Origin of the sequence: Streptomyces sp. NPDC056224 (assembly GCF_042267665.1) — a bacterium.
Lineage (GTDB): Bacteria > Actinomycetota > Actinomycetes > Streptomycetales > Streptomycetaceae > Streptomyces.
Map to the genome: position 1 here is coordinate 137,626 of NZ_JBHJTK010000005.1, position 19,750 is coordinate 157,375.

The following is a 19,750-nucleotide window of genomic DNA, read 5'->3' on the forward strand; positions in this document are numbered from 1 at the left end:
GGCGTTTGGGGGCCCGGGGGGGTTTTTTTTTCCCCTAAAAACCCCCCCCCGGCCGCACGCGCCGGACGGATCCGCGTCGGCTACCGCCGGGAGGTGCCCCCGGTGAGGCGTCGGCTCTGCCGTGCCAGCAGGGCGGCGGTGGCCGCGTAGAGGGCGGCGACGGACAGGATCAGGGTCGCGGACCGCCCGTCGGGGGGCAGCATGAGGGAGGCCACCGCCGCGGCGCCGACGAAGGCCACGTTGAAGAGCACGTCGTAGAGGGAGAAGACCCGGCCGCGGTACTCGTCGTCCACGCGGGACTGGACGACCGTGTCGGTGGAGATCTTGGCTCCCTGGGTGGCGAGGCCGAGGACGAACGCGGCGATCACCATCGGGCCGGGGGCGAAGAACAGGCCGAGCGCGGGGACCAGGACCGCGGCGCCCGCCGAGCAGGCGGTGATCCAGCCCAGCGGTCCCAGCCGGCCCACCAGCGAGGGCGTGATCACGGCGGCCGTGAAGAACCCGGCCCCGGAGACGCCGATCGCCACGCCCAGGAGAGCCAGTCCGTCCGACTCGTTGTCCGACCAGGAGTAGCGGCAGAGCATGAGCAGCATGACGAAGAGGGCTCCGTAGCAGAACCGCATCATGGTCATCGCGGTGAGCGCCTGGGCGGCCTCCCGGCGGGTGGCCAGGTGCCGCAGGCCTTCGGCCATGCCCCGGACGGTCAGGGCGACCCCCTCGGCGACCGAAGGGTGGAGCCGTCCGGGGGGATGGTCGGGCCCGAGCAGGCCGACGGCCAGGCGCAGGGACACCAGGGCCGAGCACAGGTACAGCCCGGCCCCGAGGAGGACGACGAGGGCGTTGGAGTCGGAGGCCAGCAGTCGGACGAGGAAGGCCAGCCCCCCGCCGAGGGTCGCCGCGAGCGTTCCGGCGGTGGGGAACAGTGCGTTCGCCGTGACCAGCTGGCCGGGGCCGACGACATGGGGCAGGGACGCGGAGAGCCCCGCCAGGACGAAGCGGTTGACGGCGGTCACGGACAGCGCGGAGGCGTAGAACAGCCAGTCGGGGACGTGCGCGACGATCAGCATGCCGGTGACGCAGGCGAGGAAGGCGCGCAGCAGGTTGCCGTAGAGGAAGACCTGGCGGCGGCGCCAGCGGTCGAGGAGCACGCCGGCGAAGGGGCCGATCGCCGAATACGGCAGCAGCAGGACCGCCATGGCCGAGGCGATGGCCGCGGGCGAGGTCTGCTTCTCCGGGGAGAAGACCACGTAGGTGGCGAGCGCGACCTGGTAGACGCCGTCCGCCGCCTGGGAGAGCAGCCGTACGGCGAGCAGGTTGCGGAAGTCCCTCAGGCGCAGGAGTACGCGCAGATCACGTACGACAGGCATGAGGGAAAGGGTCACATACGCGGAGGGTCCCCGGGCACATTGCCCGGGGACCCTCCGCGGAAGAACAGCCGAAGTCCAGGTGTCGTTGACGACCCTTGGGGAGCGACTAGCGCTCGACCTCGCCCTTGATGAACTTCTCGACGTTCGCGTAGGCCTCGTCGTCGAAGTACTGCACCGGCGGGGACTTCATGAAGTAGCTGGACGCCGACAGGATCGGGCCGCCGATACCGCGGTCCTTGGCGATCTTCGCGGCGCGCAGGGCGTCGATGATGACACCGGCGGAGTTCGGGGAGTCCCACACCTCGAGCTTGTACTCGAGGTTCAGCGGGACATCGCCGAAGGCACGGCCCTCAAGGCGGACGTAGGCCCACTTGCGGTCGTCGAGCCAGGCGACGTAGTCGGACGGGCCGATGTGGACGTTCTTCTCGCCGAGCTCACGGTCGGGGATCTGCGAGGTGACGGCCTGCGTCTTGGAGATCTTCTTCGACTCGAGGCGGTCGCGCTCGAGCATGTTCTTGAAGTCCATGTTGCCGCCGACGTTGAGCTGCATGGTGCGCTCAAGACGGACACCGCGGTCCTCGAACAGCTTCGCCATCACGCGGTGCGTGATGGTGGCGCCGACCTGCGACTTGATGTCGTCGCCGACGATCGGGACACCGGCCTCGGTGAACTTGTCAGCCCACTCCTTGGTGCCGGCGATGAAGACCGGGAGGGCGTTGACGAAGGCGACCTTGGCGTCGATGGCGCACTGGGCGTAGAACTTCGCCGCGTCCTCGGAGCCGACGGGCAGGTAGCAGATCAGGACGTCGACCTGGCGGTCCTTGAGGATCTGGACCACGTCGACCGGAGTCTCGGCGGACTCCTCGATCGTCATGCGGTAGTACTTGCCCAGCCCGTCGAGGGTGTGGCCGCGCTGAACGGTCACACCGGTGTTCGGGACGTCGCAGATCTTGATGGTGTTGTTCTCGCTGGCGCCGATGGCGTCCGAAAGGTCGAGGCCGACCTTCTTCGCGTCGACGTCGAACGCGGCGACGAACTCGATGTCACGCACGTGGTAGTCGCCGAACTGGACGTGCATCAGACCGGGGACCTTGGCCGCCGGGTCGGCGTCCTTGTAGTACTCGACGCCCTGCACCAGCGAGGCGGCGCAGTTGCCCACGCCGACGATGGCTACGCGAACCGAACCCATTCCGGTTGCTCCCTGTTTGTTCTCGGACGAGGCCTGCGAGATGCAGGCCTCATTTTGCAGTTTCGTCGGACGGACCGGGTCGTCTGCGATCCCGTCCCGCCCGCTCGCTCTCGATGAGCTCGTTCAGCCAGCGCACTTCGCGCTCGACGGACTCCATGCCGTGTCGCTGCAGCTCCAGCGTGTAGTCGTCGAGGCGTTCCCGCGTGCGGGCCAGTGAGGCGCGCATCTTCTCCAGACGCTCCTCCAGCCGGCTGCGGCGGCCTTCCAGTACCCGCATGCGTACGTCTCGTTCGGTCTGGCCGAAGAAGGCGAAGCGGGCGGCGAAGGACTCGTCCTCCCAGGTGTCGGGGCCGGTGTGGGAGAGGAGCTCCTCGAAGTGCTCCTTACCCGCGGCCGTCAACCGGTAGACGATCTTGGCGCGGCGCCCTGCGAGTGAAGCGGCGAGCGCGTCTTCCGGGGCGTTGCCCGGCTCCTCGATCAACCAGCCGTTGGCGACCAGCGTCTTGAGGCAGGGATAGAGCGTCCCGTAGCTGAAGGCCCTGAACACTCCCAGTGAGGTGTTGAGCCGCTTGCGCAGCTCGTACCCGTGCATGGGGGATTCGCGAAGCAGGCCGAGGACGGCGAATTCGAGGATGCCTGAGCGCCTGCTCATCCGCCCGCCTCTCCTCCGACTCTGAGTCTTTATACCGAGCTGATGTATCGACTCGATACATCCAGACGATAGAACGGTGCGCGTCCGACGACAAGGGGTGACGTGGTGACCGGCGTCACATCATGAATTCGTGCCAGGTAAGTTGCCCGATTTGGGGTGAACTTTGGCACTGGTTGGGTTTTGACCGTGCGTAGTCTGTGCGCCATGACACCGGGGGAACCGGAATTCATCTGCCGCTTCCAGGCCACTCGCCTGCCCGAGGAGTAGTCGTTCGATGAGCGAGCACCGCCGCAAACCGCCGCAGCCCCAAGGTGGCGGGCGAGCTTCGGCCCGCCGGGCCGCCCAGCCGCGCCCCGGCCGGGGCGCCGATGCCCGGCGTGACGTCCCCACGGCGTCACCCAGTGGCCCCCACGCCGAGCGGCCGCCCCAGGGCAGTCGCGCCGACGCCCGCCGGACCGCGCCGAGAGGGCCCGCGGGCCCCGGACGGAGCTCCGGCAGAGCCGCTCGCGGCACGGGCCGCCCGGACAAGCGCCTGATCAACTACCCGCGGTCCGACAGGGACGGCTGGAAGCGCTTCGTGCCGTCATGGAAGTTCGTCTCCGGTACGGTGCTGGGCTTCTTCGCGGTGATCATCGCCGGTGCCGGCATCGGCATCGCGATGGTGAACAAGCCCGACGCGAACAAGGCGGCCCAGGCGCAGAACAACGTCTTCTACTGGGCCAACGGCGAGCAGATGGTCGCGACCGGCGGGTCGATGAACCGGCAGATCGTGCCCATCGACAAGATCCCCCGGTCGATGAGGGACGCCGTGATCGCCGCGGAGAACGAGTCCTTCGAGACGGACAAGGGCGTGGACCCGATGGGCATCGCCCGGGCCGTCTACAACATGGCCACGGGCGGCTCCACCCAGGGCGGCTCGACCATCACCCAGCAGTACGTGAAGAACACCTACCTGGACTCCGAGCAGACGCTCAAGCGGAAGGTCACCGAGCTCTTCATCGCGATAAAGCTGGGTGTCTCCGAGGAGAAGGACAAGGTCCTCGCGGGCTACCTCAACACCGCGTACTACGGTCGCGACGCCTACGGCATCCAGGCCGCGGCCCGCGCCTACTTCGGCAAGGACTGCCAGGACCTGAACCCCTCCGAGAGCGCCTTCCTGGCCTCCGTGCTCAAGGGCCCCAACCTGTACAACCCGGACGGCGGCATCGGATCCGCGGCCACCCCCGTCCTCAACGAGGACCGGGCCAGGAAGCGCTGGGCCTGGGTGCTCGACCGCGAGGTCGAGGTGGGCCGGATGGACAAGGCCGAGCGGGCCACGTACAAGGACTTCCCCGCCCGGGTCGACTCGGAGCAGGCCCGCGCCATGTCCGGCCAGATCGGCTACCTGGTCGAGACGGCCAAGCAGTACGTGATGAAGACCAAGGGCATCACGCCGGAGCAGATGGCCATGGGCGGCTACCAGATCAAGACCACCTTCGAGAAGCCCCGCGTCGACGCCCTGGTCAAGGCCGTCGAGGACACCCGCAACGACTTCCTCGACGAGAAGAAGCGCCCCGAACTGGACACCTTCGTGCAGTTCGGCGCCGCCTCCGTCGACGTGAAGACCGGGGCGATCGTCGCCCTGTACGGCGGTCCCGGTATGGACAAGAAGCACTTCAGCAACAACGCCAACACCACCGGTGTCCCGGTCGGCTCGACCTGGAAGCCGTACGTCCTGGCGGCGGCGATGGAGTACGGCACCCAGAACTCGAACGGCCAGGGCCTGTCGGCCGACAGCAAGTACCTCGCCGACGACCTCACGGTGATCAAGAACCGTCAGGGCAGGCCCCTGCTGGACAACTCAGGCAAGCCGTTCAAGCAGAAGAACGAGAGCTCCGCCGCCTTCGGCTACGTGACCCTCAACGAGGCGATGGAGAAGTCCATCAACGTGCCGTTCGCACAGCTCGTCTTCGACGTGGGCCACACGAAGGTCCGCGAGGTGGCCAAGTCCACCGGCATCCTCAAGGAGACGATGAGCGCGGGCGACGACGCCTCCTTCGCACTGGGCACCTCGACCCCCAGCGCGATCCGGATGGCCGACTCGTACGCCACCTTCGCCGCGTCCGGCACGCACCACGAGCCCTACTCCGTGACCGAGGTCATCAAGGACGGCGAGAAGCTGTCCGGCTTCGAGGCCCCGAAGGCCGAGCGGGCGATGGACAACGCCGTCGCGGACAACGTCACCAAGGTCCTGGAGAACGTCGTCCAGAACGGCACCGGCAAGAAGGCCAAGGCGCTGGGCCGGCCCGCCGCGGGCAAGACCGGTACCACCGACCAGAACAAGTCGGCGTGGTTCGTCGGCTACACCCCGGAGCTGTCGACCGCCGTCACGCTCTTCCGCACCGACCCGAACTCGGCCGACAAGAAGCTGATGTCCATGAACGGCGTGGGTGGCACCGACTCCATCCACGGTGGTGACATCCCGACCGTGATCTGGACCGAGTACATGCGCGAGGCGCTCAAGGGCGCCCCGGTCAAGCCGTTCCCCGAGGCCGAGGAGATCGGTGTGGTGGCCGACTCGGCCGGCGCGCCCTCCCCCACCCCCTCGGCCCCCGCGCTGCCGTCCACGTCTCCCTCGCCGTCCCCGTCGAGCTCCCCCTCGCCGTCCCCGAGCCCGTCCAAGGGCGGCAAGCCCTCGTGCAAGCCGTGGGAGCTGTACTGCGACCCGAACACCACCGGCGGGAGCAGCACCGGGGGAACGAGTACAGGGGTCATAGGAGGCGCCGACGGCGGAGCCAGCGGATCACCCTCCCCGACGGACACCGGCAAACCCGGCCGCCCGGGCGGCACCACGGGCTGGCCGACCGGTACGGCGGCCAACTGACCGCGACCGCCGACCGAGTGACCGACTGATCGAGCAGGGGAAGGCCGTCGCACGGGGTGCGACGGCCTTCCCCCATGTCCGGCCCGGTACGGCAGGATGTGCCCATGACGAAGGTGCACGAGGACCGCCCCGTACTGCCCACGCAGCAGGACGAGGTCGCCGCGGCGGGCAGTGAGTTCATCGGCGGCCCGCTCGGCCGCTACGCCCGGCTGGGCGGGCACTGGCTGGGGCCGGTGCGCGTGGTGGCCCTCATCGCCATCGGCATGTTCGCGCTGGGCATGGTGCAGAAGCTGCCCTGCTACGACTGGGCGTGGTTCCGGGGGGCCGGCTCGCAGTACACCCACGCCTGCTACTCGGACATCCCGCACCTCTATGTGGCGCGCGGCTTCGCCGACAACCTGACGCCCTACTTCGACCGGCTCCCCGGTGACATGGAGTACCTGGAGTACCCCGTCCTCACCGGGCTGTTCATGCAGATCGCCTCATGGCTGACTCCCGGCAGCGGCTCCATGCAGCACCGCGAGCAGATCTACTGGATGGTCAACGCGGGCATGCTGATGGCCTGCGCCGCCGTCATCGCGGTGTGCGTCGCGAGGACCCACCGCCGCCGGCCCTGGGACGCCCTGCTCTTCGCCCTCGCACCCGCCTTCGCGCTCACCGCGACGATCAACTGGGACCTGCTGGCCATCGCCCTGACCGCTGCCGGGATGCTCATGTGGTCCAGGGGCCGCACGGTGCTCTTCGGCGTCTTCATCGGCCTGGCCACCGCCGCGAAGCTCTACCCGGTGCTGCTGCTCGGGGTGTTGTTCGTGCTCTGCTGGCGGGCCGGGAAGTGGCGGGCCTTCGGGGCCGCCGCCCTCGGCGCGGCCGGTTCGTGGCTCCTGGTGAACCTGCCCGTCATGATCCCCGCCTGGGAGGGCTGGACGAAGTTCTACACCTTCAGCCAGGAGCGGCCCATCGACTTCGGCTCCGTATGGCTGCTGATCTCGCAGCGCTCCGGCAACCCCCTCGACGGCGCCAACGCCTACGCGACCGGGCTGACGCTCCTGCTGTGCGGAGGCATCGGGCTGCTCACCCTGACGGCCCCCCGGCGCCCACGCTTCGCCCAGCTGGCCTTCCTGGTCGTCGCCGCCTTCATCCTGGCCAACAAGGTCTACTCGCCGCAGTACGTGCTGTGGCTCATCCCGCTCGCGGCCCTCGCCCGACCGCGCTGGCGGGACTTCCTGATCTGGCAGGCCACCGAGGTCGTCTACTTCCTCGGGATCTGGTTCTACCTCGCCTACACGACCAGCGGCGACAAGCACCAGGGCCTGCCCGTGGAGGGCTACCAGCTGGCGATCGCCGCCCACTTGCTGGGCACCCTCTACCTGTGCGCGGTCATCGTCCGGGACATCCTGATGCCCGAACGGGACGTCGTACGCCGGGACGGCTCGGACGACCCCTCCGGCGGGGTCCTGGACGGCGCCCGGGACGTGTTCGTGCTGTCGGACGCGGCGAGGGCGCCGCGGTACGCGACGCCCTCGGAGGGACAGCGGGTCGACTGGGGCACGAGCCCCACGGACTGACCGGAGGCGCCGGCCCGGGGCCGGCACACGGCCGTCAGGCGTCGAGCACCCGGTCGAACTGCGTGGTGGTGTGGCGCAGGTGCGCCACGAGCTCGTCGCCGACCTTCGGCTCGGTCGCGTCCGACGGCACGAACAGGATCGACACCTGCATGTGCGGCGGTTCCGCGAACCAGCGCTGCTTGCCCGCCCAGACGAACGGCGAAAGGTTCCGGTTGACCGTGGCCAGGCCCGCCCGGGCGACGCCCTTGGCCCGCGGCATCACGCCGTGGAGGGCCTTGGGGGCCTCCAGGCCCACGCCGTGCGAGGTACCGCCGGCCACGACGACCAGCCAGCCGTCCGACGCCGCCTTCTGCTGGCGGTAGCCGAAGCGGTCGCCCTTGGCCACGCGCGTGACGTCGAGTACCGCGCCGCGGTACTCGGTCGCGTCGTGGTCGCCCAGCCACAGGCGCGTGCCGATACGGGCGCGGAAGCGGGTCTGCGGGAACTGCTGCTGGAGCCGCGCCAGCTCCTCGGCCCGCAGGTGGCTGACGAACATCGTGTGCAACGGCAGCCGGGCCGCGCGCAGCCGGTCCATCCAGCCGATGACCTCCTCGACGGCGTCCGAGCCGTCCGGGCGGTCCAGCGGCAGGTGCAGGGCGAAGCCCTCCAGCCGGACGTCCTCGATCGCCGAGTGCAGCTGTCCCAGGTCCTGCTCGGAGATGCCGTGGCGGCGCATCGAGCTCATGCACTCGATGACCACGCGGGCACCGACCAGGCCGCGGACCCCGTCCAGCGAGGACACCGAGCGGATGACCCGGTCGGGCAGCGGTACCGGCTCCTCGCCCCGCCGGAACGGGGTCAGGACCAGCAGGTCGCCGCCGAACCAGTCCTTGATGCTGGCGGCCTCGTACGTCGTCCCGACGGCCAGCACGTCGGCGCCCATCCGGGTCGCCTCCTCGCACAGGCGCTCGTGGCCGAAGCCGTAGCCGTTGCCCTTGCAGACCGGGACCATTCCGGGGAACTGGTCCTGGATCTGCTTCTGGTGCGCACGCCAGCGCGCGGTGTCGACGTAGAGCGTGAGCGCCATGCCCGTCCGGAACCTCTCCTGAATGGCTGCGGGATGCAGCGGTGCGTGGGTGGGTGGGGGTGGGGGGTCAGCGACGCGACATGTAGATGTCGAGCGCCTTGTGCAGCATCTTGTTGAGCGGGAAGTCCCACTCGCCGACGTACTCGACGGCCTCGCCGCCCGTGCCGACCTTGAACTGGATCAGGCCGAACAGGTGGTCGTTCTCGTCCAGCGTGTCAGAAATGCCGCGCAGGTCGTAGACGCTGGCACCCAGCGCGTAGGAGTCGCGCAGCATCCGCCACTGCATCGCGTTCGAGGGACGTACCTCGCGCTTGTGGTTGGCGGAGGCGCCGTACGAGTACCAGACGTGCTGTCCGACGGTGAGCATCGTGGCGGCGGCCAGCGGCTCCCCCTCGTGCTTGGCGATGTACAGCCGCATCCGGTTGGGGTCCTCGGAGTTGAGGGCCGTCCACTGGCGCTGGAAGTAGCTGAGCGGGCGCGGGCGGAACTTGTCGCGCTCGGCCGTGATCTCGTACAGGTGCTGCCAGGTCGGCAGGTCCTCGTAGCCGCCCTGGACGACCTCGACGCCCGCCTTCTCGGCCTTCTTGATGTTGCGGCGCCACAGCTGGTTGAAGCCCTTGAGGACGTCGTCCAGCGAGCGGTTGGCCAGCGGCACCTGGAAGACGTAGCGGGGCTGGACGTCGCCGAACCCGGCGCCGCCGTCCTCGGCCTGCTGCCAGCCCATGCGGCGCAGCTTGTCGGAGACCTCGAAGGCGCGGGGCTCGATGTGCGAAGCCTCCACGTCGCGCAGGCGCTTGACGTCCGGGTCCTGGATGCCGGCCTTGATGGCGGTGGAGTTCCAGCGGCGGATGACGACGGGCGGGCCCATCTTCACGGTGAAGGCGCCCTGGTTCTTCAGGTGCCCCAGCATCGGCTGGAGCCACTCCTCCAGGTTCGGGGCGTACCAGTTGATGACCGGGCCCTCGGGCAGGTACGCGAGGTAGCGCTTCACCTTGGGCAGCTGCCGGTACAGCACCAGGGCGGCACCGACGAGTTCGCCGGACTTGTCGAACCAGCCGAGGTTCTCCGAACGCCATTCGTTCTTGACGTCGGCCCATGCCGGGACCTGGCAGTGGCTAGCCGACGGCAGGCTCTGGAGGTAGGCCAGATGCTGCTCTCGGCTGATGGTCCTCAGGGACAGGCTCATGCGGGGTGTCTCCTCCGGCGGCTTCGCTGGCTATGGCGCGAAGCCTACTGCGACAGGGGCGCCACCCATCTGGGGGACGGGCCGGGGCCCGGGCCGTCCGGCGGCCGGCGCCCCGTCGCGGAGGTACCCCGGTCAGCCCAGCCAGCCGCCGAAGAGGCCGCCGTGGAACATGCCGATGAAGAAGCCGATGGCAGACGCGCCAAGGCCGATGATCAGTGCGAAGCGCTCGCGTGTCGTGACGGAGACGAACTGTCCGTACGCGCCGGTCAGGATCCCGATCAGCCCTGCCCACGAGGTGAGCAGGTGCAGGCTGTGGAAGAAAGCCGTGACGAACGCCACGGCTCCGAGGATCAGGGTGGCCGCCATCAGGGTGTCCTGCAGCGGGTGGGGCTTGCCGTCGGTGGACAAGAGGGAGATCGACGGGGGCGAGGACTGGGGCGAGGACTGGGGCCGCATTGCCTGTGCCATCGGAAGGCACCTCCTGGCTGAAGCAGAGCGGTGCTCCGGGCCGTCTCCGGCGGGAGCCGAAGGCATAGCACCGAGCACACCCGATGGATACAGATTGTGGCCCCCTCCTGCCGGATTTCAACCGGAAGGAGTCGAGCAGGTAGTCTGTACGGTCTGCGCGGTGTCTGCTCTGCGGATGCCGTGCGCACGCATCACGACCCTCCTGCCACGGAACGACCGTGGCCGCTGAGTCCAAAGGAGGTGGGTTCCACATGCGTCACTACGAAGTGATGGTCATCCTCGACCCCGATCTCGAGGAGCGCGCTGTCTCCCCGCTGATCGAGAACTTCCTCTCCGTCGTCCGTGAGGGCAACGGAAAGGTCGAGAAGGTCGACACCTGGGGCCGTCGTCGTCTCGCTTACGAGATCAAGAAGAAGCCCGAGGGCATCTACTCGGTCATCGACCTTCAGGCCGAGCCTGCGGTCGTCAAGGAGCTTGACCGACAGATGAACCTGAACGAGTCGGTTCTCCGGACCAAGGTCCTTCGCCCCGAGACCCACTGAACTCCGGTTCAGCGGTAATCGGGACCGAGTAGCACAGCAGCCCAGCAGCAATCCCCGCCGAGAGGTTCATCCATGGCAGGCGAGACCGTCATCACGGTCGTCGGCAATCTCGTCGACGACCCCGAGCTGCGCTTCACCCCCTCGGGTGCGGCGGTCGCGAAGTTCCGTGTCGCGTCCACCCCCCGCACCTTCGACCGTCAGACCAATGAGTGGAAGGACGGCGAGAGCCTGTTCCTGACCTGCTCGGTGTGGCGGCAGGCGGCTGAGAACGTCGCCGAGTCCCTCCAGCGGGGCATGCGCGTCATCGTGCAGGGCCGGCTGAGGCAGCGGTCGTACGAGGACCGTGAGGGTGTCAAGCGCACGGTCTACGAGCTGGACGTCGAGGAAGTCGGCCCCAGCCTGAAGAACGCCACGGCCAAGGTCGCCAAGACCACCGGTCGCGGTGGCCAGGGTGGATACGGCGGCGGTCAGCAGCAGGGTGGCGGCGGCGGTAACTGGGGCGGAGCCCCCAGCGCCGGTGCCCCGCAGGGCGGCGGAGCTCCCTCCGACGACCCGTGGGCGTCCAGCGCGCCGGCCGGTGGCCAGCAGCAGGGCGGCGGCGGGGGCGGCTGGGGCGGAAGCTCCGGCGGCTCCGGCGGTGGCTACTCGGACGAGCCGCCCTTCTAGGGCAGCTCGCAACCCCACTTCTTGATCACACAGGAGAGACACAATGGCGAAGCCGCCTGTGCGCAAGCCTAAGAAGAAGGTCTGCGCGTTCTGCAAGGACAAGACCGCGTACGTGGACTACAAGGACACGAACATGCTGCGGAAGTTCATTTCCGACCGCGGCAAGATCCGTGCCCGCCGCGTTACCGGCAACTGCACGCAGCACCAGCGTGACGTCGCCACGGCCGTCAAGAACAGCCGTGAGATGGCGCTGCTGCCCTACACGTCCACCGCGCGATAAGGAAAGGGTGACCGACTAATGAAGATCATCCTGACCCACGAGGTTTCTGGCCTCGGTGCCGCCGGCGATGTCGTCGACGTCAAGGACGGTTACGCTCGCAACTACCTGGTCCCGCGTGGTTTCGCGATCCGCTGGACCAAGGGTGGCGAGAAGGACGTGGCGCAGATCCGCCGCGCCCGCAAGATCCACGAGATCGCGACCATCGAGCAGGCCAACGAGGTCAAGGCCAAGCTCGAGGGTGTGAAGGTCCGTCTGGCCACCCGCGCGGGTGACGCCGGTCGCCTCTTCGGTTCCGTGACCCCGGCCGACATCGCCACGGCGATCGAGTCCTCGGGTGGCCCGAAGGTCGACAAGCGCCGCGTCGAGCTGGGCTCCCCGATCAAGACCCTCGGTTCGTACCAGGTCTCCGTGCGTCTGCACGCCGACGTGGCCGCGAACGTGGGCATCGAGGTCGTCGCCGCCTAAGGGCTGCGCATGAAGGGCCGCACCCCTGTGGGGTGCGGCCCTTCGTCGTTCGCCGGGAAGGGCCGGCGGTGCCTCGCGGTGCCTCGCGATGTTTCACGTGAAACGTCGAGCTGCTAGCGGGTGGCTCCCGCGACCAGCCACCGGCCCGAGCGGGCACGGAGCTGGAGGGTGACCATCCTGATCAGCATCATCAGCGTCATGGCCCACCACAGCATCGTCAGGCCGCCTCCCAAGGCCGGCACGAGGAGCGCCGCCGGGACGAACGCGGCCAGTGTCAGCAGCATCGCCCAGGCCAGGTAGGGGCCGTCACCCGCACCCATCAGAACCCCGTCGAGAACGAAGACGATGCCGGAGAGGGGTTGGGAAAGGGCCACGACCAGCAGCGCGGGCAGCAGGGCGTCCTCGACCGCCGGATCGCTGGTGAACAGCGGAATGAACACCGGGCGGGCCAGGACGACCAGCAGGCCGAGCGCGATGCCCGCCGCGATTCCCCACTGCACCATCCGCCGGCAGACGGCCTTGGCGCCCTCGGTATCGCTCGCGCCCAGGTAGCGGCCGATGATCGCCTGCCCGGCGATCGCGATGGCGTCCAGGGCGAACGCCAGCAGGCTCCACAGCGCGAGCAGGATCTGGTGGGCCGCGACGTCGGCGTCGCCGAGCCGGGCGGCCACGGCGGTCGCGATCATCAGGATGGCGCGCAGGGACAGCGTGCGGACGAGCAGGGGCGCACCGGCCTGCGCGCAGGCCCGGATCCCCGCCAGGTCGGGACGCAGGGAGGCGCTGTGCCGCCGGGCGCCGCGGACGACCACGACGAGGTAGGCGGCGGCCATGGCGCACTGGGCGATGACCGTGCCCCAGGCGGAGCCCGCGATCCCGAGTCCCGCACCGTAGACCAGGAGCACGTTGAGGCCGGCGTTGAGGGTGAATCCCCCGACGGCCACGTAGAGCGGCGTACGGGTGTCCTGGAGGCCTCGGATGACGCCGGTTGCGGCCAGGACCATGAGCATGGCCGGGATGCCGAGCGAGGAGATCCGCAGATAGGTGATCGCGTACGGGGTGACGGTGTCGGAGGCCCCGAACAGGGAGACCAGCCCTGGCGCCGCGGGCAGGACCACGGCGATGACGACGGCGCCGATCAGGAGGGCGAGCCAGATGCCGTCCATGCCCTGCCGGATCGCCGCCTGGATGTCGCCCGCCCCGACCCTGCGGGCGACGGCCGCGGTGGTGGCGTAGGCGAGGAAGACGAAGACGCTCACGGCGGTGGTGAGCAGTGCGGCGGCGATGCCGAGACCGGCCAGCTGGGGTGTCCCGAGGTGCCCGACGATGGCGCTGTCGGCCATCACGAAGAGCGGTTCGGCGACGAGGGCGCCGAAGGCGGGGACGGCGAGGGCGAAGATCTCTCGGTCGTGCCGTCGGGGAGCAGCCTTCGGTGCGACGGGGGCCTGTGTCATGCGCTCAATCTAATCTTCCACAGGTAATAGATGCAAGGCCAATAGAGTCCTTACCAAGCGGCTGACTTGGGCGTTCTCCCCAACCCGTTGGAGGCGATCTTGAGACAGTGGCCAAGAATTTTCCGGCCGAGGGTCGAGAGATAGGGAAATCGCAGGTCAGGTGGCATGGCGGGGTGGGTCAGGTGATTTTGTCCACAGCGTCGTCCCCCGGTCCGTACACAGCTTCCGGGGACTTACCCACAGCATTGGCGCCGTCGTCCACATCTCATCCACACACCCTGTGGATAACAAGATTGGCTGATGCCGCCCGCGGCCCTACCGTGGTGCGTTGCCCGACTCGCCGACAGTCGATTCGGGTGTCCCAGATGTCAGAGCCGTGTCGTAGAAAGAGTGGCACGGCGAGGTCCGCGTTGCGGACGGGAGGAGGCGGCCCGGTGAACATGCCCGAGCCCATGGACGACCCTTGGGCCGACAGCGGTCCGGGCGACCGTCTGCCCGCCCGCACTCGCCGCAACAGCGAAGGCCGCGGCCGGGGGGACGAACAGCACGACCGGGGCCGCGAGGGCGGTTCCTGGGACGGCGGCGGTGGCGCCGGCGGCTTCGAGCGCGTCCCCCCGCAGGACCTCGACGCCGAGCAGTCGGTACTCGGCGGCATGCTGCTGTCCAAGGACGCGATCGCCGATGTCGTGGAGGTCCTCAAGGGCCACGACTTCTACCGGCCCTCGCACGAGACGATCTACCAGGCCATCCTCGACCTGTACGCCAAGGGCGAGCCGGCCGACCCGATCACCGTCGGCGCCGAGCTGACCCGGCGCGGGGAGATCAGCAAGGTCGGCGGGGCCTCGTACCTGCACACGCTGGTGCAGTCCGTCCCGACGGCCGCGAACGCCGAGTACTACGCGGAGATCGTCCACGAGCGAGCCGTCCTGCGGCGGCTGGTCGCGGCCGGTACGAAGATCACACAGATGGGTTATGCGGCCGACGGCGACGTCGACGAGATCGTCAACAGCGCCCAGGCCGAGATCTACGCGGTCACCGAGCAGCGGACCTCCGAGGACTACCTGCCGCTGGGCGACATCATGGAGGGCGCCCTCGACGAGATCGAGGCGATCGGGTCGCGCAGCGGCCAGATGTCGGGCGTGCCGACCGGCTTCACGGACCTCGACTCGCTGACCAACGGCCTGCACCCGGGTCAGATGATCGTCATCGCCGCCCGTCCCGCGATGGGCAAGTCCACGCTCGCGCTGGACTTCGCCCGCGCCTGCTCCATCAAGAGCAATCTGCCCAGCGTGATCTTCTCTCTCGAAATGGGGCGCAACGAGATCGCGATGCGCCTCCTCTCGGCGGAGGCCCGGGTGGCTCTGCACCACATGCGCTCCGGCACGATGACGGACGACGACTGGACCCGGCTCGCCCGCCGGATGCCGGACGTGTCCGCCGCTCCGCTGTACATCGACGACTCCCCCAACCTGTCGATGATGGAGATCCGGGCCAAGTGCCGCAGGCTCAAGCAGCGCAACGACCTCTCCCTCGTGGTCATCGACTACCTCCAGCTGATGCAGTCGGGCGGCTCACGCCGTCCCGAGAGCCGTCAGCAGGAGGTCTCGGACATGTCCCGAAACCTCAAGCTGCTGGCGAAGGAGCTGGAGGTCCCGGTGATCGCGCTCTCCCAGCTGAACCGTGGTCCCGAGCAGCGCACCGACAAGAAGCCGATGGTCTCCGACCTGCGTGAGTCGGGCTCCATCGAGCAGGACGCGGACATGGTGATCCTGCTCCACCGTGAGGACGCCTACGAGAAGGAGTCCCCCCGCGCGGGCGAGGCGGACCTGATCGTGGCGAAGCACCGTAACGGCCCGACGGCGACGATCACCGTGGCCTTCCAGGGCCATTATTCGCGGTTCGTGGACATGGCCAACACGTAGCATCCGATCATGGATGAGCTTCGTGAGGACCTGGAACTTCTCCCTTCCACCCGGCGGGCACTGCGGCACCGGATCGCCGTCGCGCAGAGTGAAGGACGGGCTCCGTCCGTGGTGGCGGCAGTTACCCGGGGCGGGCACCTGGTCTGGGAGGGCTCCCGGACCTCGGTGGAGGGCCACGGCCCGGACGGGAACATCCAGTACCGGATCGGTTCGATCACGAAGACCTTCACCGCCGTGCTGGTGATGCGGCTGCGCGACGAGGGGCTGCTGGCGCTCGCGGATCCGCTGGAGAAGCACCTGCCGGGCACCGCCGCCGGTGAGACGACCGTTGCCCAACTGCTGTCCCACACCAGTGGACTGGCCGCGGAGACGCCCGGCCCGTGGTGGGAGCGCACGCCCGGTGAACTGCGGCCCGAGCTCGCCGACGTGCTGGGCGAGGAGCCGTTCAAGCACACCCCGGGGACCCGGCATCACTACTCCAACCCCGGTTACACGCTGCTGGGTTCGCTCGTCGAGGCGCTGCGCGGGAAGCCGTGGGATGAGGTGCTGCGGGCCGAGGTCCTGGAGCCGCTGGGGCTGGACCGGACGAGTGCGCGGCCGCAGGCCCCGCACGCGGGCGGCTGGGCGGTGCATCCGTGGGCCGACGTGATGATGCCGGAGCCCCTGGAGGACCTCGGGCTGATGGCTCCGGCGGGTCAGCTGTGGTCCACGACGAGGGACTTGGCGCGGTTCGCGGATTTCCTGCTCCGGGGTGACGAGCGGGTGCTGAGCGTGGAGTCCGTACGGGAGATGCGTACGCCGGCCGCGCCTCCGGAGCCTGGTTCCGCCGATCTCGGCTACGGGCTCGGCATGCAACTGGTGGCCCACGGCGCGTACCGGCTGGCGGGGCACAGCGGATCGCTGCCCGGGTTCGTGGCGGGGCTGTGGCTGAGCGAGATGGACGACGTGGCGGCGGTGGTCTTGGCGAACTGCACCTCGGGCCTCGCGGCCGCGACGCTGGCCGCGGACCTCGTGGGGATCGTCGCGGAGGCCGAGCCGCGGATCCCGAAGCCGTGGCGGCCCTTCGCGGAGTCCGACCAGGTGCCGCTGGAGCTGTGCGGCCCCTGGTACTGGGGGACTTCGGCCCAGGTGGTGCGACTCAAGGCGGACGGGTCACTGGAGCTGGGACCGCTGGGCGCCATGGGGCGGGCGGCTCGCTTCCGGGCGGAGCCGGACGGCAGTTGGACGGGGCTGAACGGCTACTACGCGGGGGAGACGCTGCGGGCGGTGCGTCGCGAGGACGGCTCCGTGAGCCACCTCGATCTGGCGTCCTTCGTGTTCACGCGGGAGCCGTACGAGGACCAGGCCGCGGTGCCCGGCGGCGTGGACCCGCAGGGCTGGCGGGGCATCGGCTGAAGCCTCCGCTCACGCGACGAGTTCGCGCTCCAGCGGGGTGCGGAAGCGCGGGGTGATGCGGGCGTGGCCCACCCATTCGGCGAGGCGGGCGGCCTCGGCGGTGATCGCCTTCTCGGCGGTCCGGCCGGGGCTGCTCAGCATCCGCCAGACGATTTCTCCGTCGGGGCGCTGGGCCCAGCCGCCGACGATCTCGCCGTTCCACCACACGGTCGGGCCGATGTTGCCGGCGTGGTCGAACAGGGCGGGCTTGTGGGCGGGGTCGAGATGGAAGCCGCGGTCGGCCCAGCCCATGCCAGAGGGGTCGAGGCCGGGCAGCAGGGCGGCCCAGGGCTCCGGGGCCGGTTCGGCCGCGGTGTCGCCGGGGCTGACGAGGGCGGTGGTCCCGTCGTCGAGGCGCACCTGGTCGGGTCCCACGGCGGCGAGGGCCTTGCGGGCGTCGGTGAGGGTCCAGCCGGTCCACCACTTGAGGTCGGCCTCGGTTGCCGGACCGTACGCGTGGAGCCAGCGACGGGCGATCTCGGCGCGGGCCTCGGCGGCGGGTACGGCGGGCCAGGGGTCGGTGTGCACCCAGCGGTACTGGCTGGAGGTCCATGATCCGCGCGGGCGGTCGCGGCGGATCCGGCCTTCGGCGGCCAGCAGGCGGATGACGCGACTGGCCACGCCGGTCTGCGTCTCGTTCTTCTTGCCCCGGAACAGGGTGATCTTCTGGCGCAGGGCGGGGACGGCCGCGGACAGCTCGCTGCCGGTGGAGGGGCCGCGGCTGTCGAGGGCGTCGAGCGCGGCGGCCTCCGCCTGGGCCAGCCAGTCGGCGTCGAGGCCCTGGCCGTCCTCTTCGAGGCGCTTGATGAGGGTGCGGCGCTCCTTGACCGCGATGCCCCGGGCGGTGGAGGAGTCGACGTAGGGGGCGAGGTCGGTGGAGACCGCGAAGAGCGTGTTGCGCATGCTCAGCAGCCGGACCAGGCTGACGTCCTCGTAGAGGGCCCGCTCGATCGCGCCGGGTCCGCCTTCGGTGAGCCGGGCGCGGGCGGACAGGAAGACGGTCGCGGCGTCGGTCGCGTGCAGGGCGACGACGGCGTCCGCGGCCTCGGGAACCGTGGCGGCGCGGGTCGAGGGAGCCAGGCGGTGGCGCCGCCCGAGGCGGTGGCGGCGCTCGATGGTGCTGATGCGGGGGAGGCTGGGGCTCATCCTCCCGATCGTAGGCAGGGCCGCCGACACAGCGGCCCGGCCTGCCGATCTGGCCGGTCAGAGCTGCAATTTGAACCCGACGTGGGAGGGGGCGAAGCCGAGCCGCTCGTAGAAGCGGTGGGCGTCGGTGCGGCTCGCGTCCGAGGTCAGCTGGACCAGGTCGCATTTCTCGGCGCGGGACTTCTCGATGGCCCATTCGACGAAGCGGGTGCCGAGGCCGCCGCCGCGCTCGTCGGCGTGGACGCGGACGCCTTCGATGATGGAGCGGGTGGACCCCTTGCGGGAGAGGCCCGGGACGATGGTGAGCTGGAGGGTGCCCACGACGCGGTCCCCGCGGACGGCGACGACCAGGTGCTGGTTCGGGTCGTCGGTGAGGCGCTTCAGGGCCGCGCGGTACGGGGTGAGGTCGTCCGGGGATTCACGGGTGGCGCCGAGGGGGTCGTCGGCGAGCATGGCGACGACGGCGGGCAGATCGGCCTCGGTGGCGGGGCGAATGGCGAGTTCGGGGGCGTCGGTCAACTCGGGTGCTCCTCTCTCAGCCTGCGGCCACGGTGAGCGGTGCCCAGCGGCGGGTCCAGTCACCGGGCAGGCCGGGGATGTCGCGGGTCATGACGGCGTTGAAGGCCACGGAGCCGAGGCCGCGGTCCTTGAGCCAGGCGAGGAGTTCCTCGTGGCGTACGTCGACGTCGGTGCGCAGCGGCCGGTCGGTGCCCTGGGCGATTGCGGTGACGAGGGACTGGGCGGTGGCGGTGTCGCGGGCGATCAGCGGCCCGATCACATGGGTGTCCATGTTGGGCCAGGCCGCGGCGTAGCCCGTGAGGGTGCCGTCGCCGGGTTCCTCGGCGACGATGAACTGGTCGGCGAAGGCGGGCAGCCGGGTGATCATGTGGGTTCGGTCGCTGCCGAAGACCTCGGCGTCCAGTCGCAGTATGCGCGGGAGGTCATCGGCGCGGGCCGGCCGTACCCGGGTGGCGCCGAAGCCGGCGGGGGTGCCCGCAGCCTGGAAGTCCCCGCAGAGCATCTCGGCGCGGCCCGTCGTCTCGAAGCCGAGCTCCTCGTAGAGGGGGCGGCCGTACGGCGTGGCGTGCAGGGTGAGGGGGATGCCCTTGAGTACGTCGTCGCAGACGTACGTCATCAGGCGGCGGCCCAGCCCCCGGCGGGCGTAGCGGCCGGCCACGAGGACCATCCCGATGGCGGCGAGCTCCGGTTCGGCGTGGGTTCCGCCGTAACGGGTGACGACGCAGGCGGCGGCGAGTCCCTGTCCGTCCGGGGCGGCGACGCCGTAGCCGTTTCCGGCGGCGAGGAGGAGGCCCCACTTGTGTTCCTCGCGTAGCCAGCCGCGGTCTTCGGACAGGTCGGCGCAGTGGCGGAGATCGTCCACGGTCAGCGCTCGGATCGGCAGATCGGTGAGGTGTGGTGGTGTCACCGACTCAGACTGGATCATCGATCGGGAGCCGTCCAGGGGATTTGGACGCGGATGTTTCACGT

General features: G+C 69.7%; 17 protein-coding genes and 1 pseudogene. 8 read left to right on the plus strand and 10 right to left on the minus strand.

Translation table 11 applies throughout. The annotated features are described in order from the left end of the window. Nucleotides 1–80: 80 nt before the first annotated feature. From ACFCZ1_RS09565 to ACFCZ1_RS09575, 3 genes and pseudogenes are all read right to left on the minus strand, one after another. Nucleotides 81–1,367 carry an MFS transporter gene (locus tag ACFCZ1_RS09565; protein WP_376677821.1) on the minus strand — a complete coding sequence of 429 codons (1,287 nt, stop codon included), beginning with the start codon at nt 1,365–1,367 and terminating at the stop codon, nt 81–83. A gap of 106 nt (nt 1,368–1,473) precedes the next feature. Beyond that, nucleotides 1,474–2,556 (minus strand): inositol-3-phosphate synthase, encoded by a 1,083-nt coding sequence (locus ACFCZ1_RS09570; protein WP_376677822.1) that lies wholly within the window; start codon nt 2,554–2,556, stop codon nt 1,474–1,476. Between the two features lie 52 nt (nt 2,557–2,608). Beyond that, nucleotides 2,609–3,208: pseudogene (locus ACFCZ1_RS09575) on the minus strand (helix-turn-helix transcriptional regulator); the annotation flags it as partial. Between the two features lie 274 nt (nt 3,209–3,482). On the opposite strand from ACFCZ1_RS09575, the gene ACFCZ1_RS09580 reads away from it, so the two are divergent. Both ACFCZ1_RS09580 and ACFCZ1_RS09585 read left to right on the plus strand, forming a co-directional pair. After that, complete coding sequence (locus ACFCZ1_RS09580; RefSeq protein ID WP_376677823.1) at nt 3,483–6,071, plus strand: transglycosylase domain-containing protein; 2,589 nt, start codon at nt 3,483–3,485, stop codon at nt 6,069–6,071. 104 nt (nt 6,072–6,175) lie between these two features. Beyond that, entirely contained in the window at nt 6,176–7,636 is a 1,461-nt protein-coding gene (locus ACFCZ1_RS09585; protein ID WP_376677824.1) for a glycosyltransferase family 87 protein, read from the plus strand. A gap of 34 nt (nt 7,637–7,670) precedes the next feature. Here the strand turns inward: ACFCZ1_RS09585 and ACFCZ1_RS09590 are convergent, their stop codons facing one another. The 3 genes from ACFCZ1_RS09590 to ACFCZ1_RS09600 form a co-directional block, all read right to left on the minus strand. Then, nucleotides 7,671–8,702 (minus strand): alanine racemase, encoded by a 1,032-nt coding sequence (locus ACFCZ1_RS09590; protein WP_376677825.1) that lies wholly within the window; start codon nt 8,700–8,702, stop codon nt 7,671–7,673. A gap of 67 nt (nt 8,703–8,769) precedes the next feature. Next, nucleotides 8,770–9,888 (minus strand): lipid II:glycine glycyltransferase FemX, encoded by a 1,119-nt coding sequence (locus ACFCZ1_RS09595; protein ID WP_376677826.1) that lies wholly within the window; start codon nt 9,886–9,888, stop codon nt 8,770–8,772. A gap of 132 nt (nt 9,889–10,020) precedes the next feature. Then, the gene (locus ACFCZ1_RS09600; RefSeq protein WP_376677827.1) at nt 10,021–10,356 is read right to left on the minus strand and encodes a hypothetical protein; all 336 of its coding nucleotides are present in this window, start codon (nt 10,354–10,356) and stop codon (nt 10,021–10,023) included. A gap of 251 nt (nt 10,357–10,607) precedes the next feature. Between ACFCZ1_RS09600 and rpsF the strand changes: the two genes are divergently transcribed. The 4 genes from rpsF (at nt 10,608) to rplI (ending at nt 12,309) form a co-directional block, all read left to right on the plus strand. Next, on the plus strand, nt 10,608–10,898 hold the full coding sequence (gene rpsF, locus ACFCZ1_RS09605; protein ID WP_004950685.1) for a 30S ribosomal protein S6: 291 nt from the start codon (nt 10,608–10,610) through the stop codon (nt 10,896–10,898). A 72-nt stretch (nt 10,899–10,970) separates the two neighbouring features. Beyond that, nucleotides 10,971–11,564: a single-stranded DNA-binding protein gene (locus tag ACFCZ1_RS09610; RefSeq protein WP_376677828.1), complete on the plus strand. Its 594-nt coding sequence runs from the start codon at nt 10,971–10,973 to the stop codon at nt 11,562–11,564. Nucleotides 11,565–11,607: 43 nt separating this feature from the next. After that, nucleotides 11,608–11,844, plus strand: coding sequence for a 30S ribosomal protein S18 (gene rpsR / locus ACFCZ1_RS09615; protein WP_005315025.1), 237 nt, complete (start codon nt 11,608–11,610; stop codon nt 11,842–11,844). 18 nt (nt 11,845–11,862) lie between these two features. Next, entirely contained in the window at nt 11,863–12,309 is a 447-nt protein-coding gene (gene rplI / locus ACFCZ1_RS09620) for a 50S ribosomal protein L9 (RefSeq protein WP_030008386.1), read from the plus strand. Between the two features lie 113 nt (nt 12,310–12,422). Here rplI and ACFCZ1_RS09625 read toward each other — a convergent pair whose 3' ends face one another. Next, entirely contained in the window at nt 12,423–13,760 is a 1,338-nt protein-coding gene (locus tag ACFCZ1_RS09625; RefSeq protein ID WP_376677829.1) for an MATE family efflux transporter, read from the minus strand. Nucleotides 13,761–14,212: 452 nt separating this feature from the next. Between ACFCZ1_RS09625 and dnaB the strand changes: the two genes are divergently transcribed. After that, entirely contained in the window at nt 14,213–15,682 is a 1,470-nt protein-coding gene (dnaB, locus tag ACFCZ1_RS09630) for a replicative DNA helicase (RefSeq protein ID WP_376677979.1), read from the plus strand. Nucleotides 15,683–15,691: 9 nt separating this feature from the next. Next, nucleotides 15,692–17,077 carry a serine hydrolase domain-containing protein gene (locus ACFCZ1_RS09635; protein ID WP_376677830.1) on the plus strand — a complete coding sequence of 462 codons (1,386 nt, stop codon included), beginning with the start codon at nt 15,692–15,694 and terminating at the stop codon, nt 17,075–17,077. Between the two features lie 9 nt (nt 17,078–17,086). On the opposite strand, the gene ACFCZ1_RS09640 is transcribed toward ACFCZ1_RS09635, so the two are convergent. The 3 genes from ACFCZ1_RS09640 to ACFCZ1_RS09650 are packed head-to-tail and all read right to left on the minus strand — an operon-like array spanning nt 17,087 to nt 19,688. Then, nucleotides 17,087–18,262: a winged helix DNA-binding domain-containing protein gene (locus ACFCZ1_RS09640; protein ID WP_376677831.1), complete on the minus strand. Its 1,176-nt coding sequence runs from the start codon at nt 18,260–18,262 to the stop codon at nt 17,087–17,089. A 57-nt stretch (nt 18,263–18,319) separates the two neighbouring features. Next, nucleotides 18,320–18,781: a GNAT family N-acetyltransferase gene (locus ACFCZ1_RS09645; protein ID WP_376677832.1), complete on the minus strand. Its 462-nt coding sequence runs from the start codon at nt 18,779–18,781 to the stop codon at nt 18,320–18,322. 16 nt (nt 18,782–18,797) lie between these two features. Continuing rightward, entirely contained in the window at nt 18,798–19,688 is an 891-nt protein-coding gene (locus ACFCZ1_RS09650; RefSeq protein ID WP_376677833.1) for a GNAT family N-acetyltransferase, read from the minus strand. Between the last annotated feature and the right edge of the window lie 62 nt (nt 19,689–19,750).

Coding starts and splice junctions, on each gene's coding strand:
- ACFCZ1_RS09565 (WP_376677821.1), bottom strand. CDS start 1,367: ATGCCTGTCGTACGTGATCTGCGCGTACTCCTGCGCCTGAGGGACTTC.
- ACFCZ1_RS09570 (WP_376677822.1), bottom strand. CDS start 2,556: ATGGGTTCGGTTCGCGTAGCCATCGTCGGCGTGGGCAACTGCGCCGCC.
- ACFCZ1_RS09580 (WP_376677823.1), top strand. CDS start 3,483: ATGAGCGAGCACCGCCGCAAACCGCCGCAGCCCCAAGGTGGCGGGCGA.
- ACFCZ1_RS09585 (WP_376677824.1), top strand. CDS start 6,176: ATGACGAAGGTGCACGAGGACCGCCCCGTACTGCCCACGCAGCAGGAC.
- ACFCZ1_RS09590 (WP_376677825.1), bottom strand. CDS start 8,702: ATGGCGCTCACGCTCTACGTCGACACCGCGCGCTGGCGTGCGCACCAG.
- ACFCZ1_RS09595 (WP_376677826.1), bottom strand. CDS start 9,888: ATGAGCCTGTCCCTGAGGACCATCAGCCGAGAGCAGCATCTGGCCTAC.
- ACFCZ1_RS09600 (WP_376677827.1), bottom strand. CDS start 10,356: ATGGCACAGGCAATGCGGCCCCAGTCCTCGCCCCAGTCCTCGCCCCCG.
- rpsF (WP_004950685.1), top strand. CDS start 10,608: ATGCGTCACTACGAAGTGATGGTCATCCTCGACCCCGATCTCGAGGAG.
- ACFCZ1_RS09610 (WP_376677828.1), top strand. CDS start 10,971: ATGGCAGGCGAGACCGTCATCACGGTCGTCGGCAATCTCGTCGACGAC.
- rpsR (WP_005315025.1), top strand. CDS start 11,608: ATGGCGAAGCCGCCTGTGCGCAAGCCTAAGAAGAAGGTCTGCGCGTTC.
- rplI (WP_030008386.1), top strand. CDS start 11,863: ATGAAGATCATCCTGACCCACGAGGTTTCTGGCCTCGGTGCCGCCGGC.
- ACFCZ1_RS09625 (WP_376677829.1), bottom strand. CDS start 13,760: ATGACACAGGCCCCCGTCGCACCGAAGGCTGCTCCCCGACGGCACGAC.
- dnaB (WP_376677979.1), top strand. CDS start 14,213: ATGGACGACCCTTGGGCCGACAGCGGTCCGGGCGACCGTCTGCCCGCC.
- ACFCZ1_RS09635 (WP_376677830.1), top strand. CDS start 15,692: ATGGATGAGCTTCGTGAGGACCTGGAACTTCTCCCTTCCACCCGGCGG.
- ACFCZ1_RS09640 (WP_376677831.1), bottom strand. CDS start 18,262: ATGAGCCCCAGCCTCCCCCGCATCAGCACCATCGAGCGCCGCCACCGC.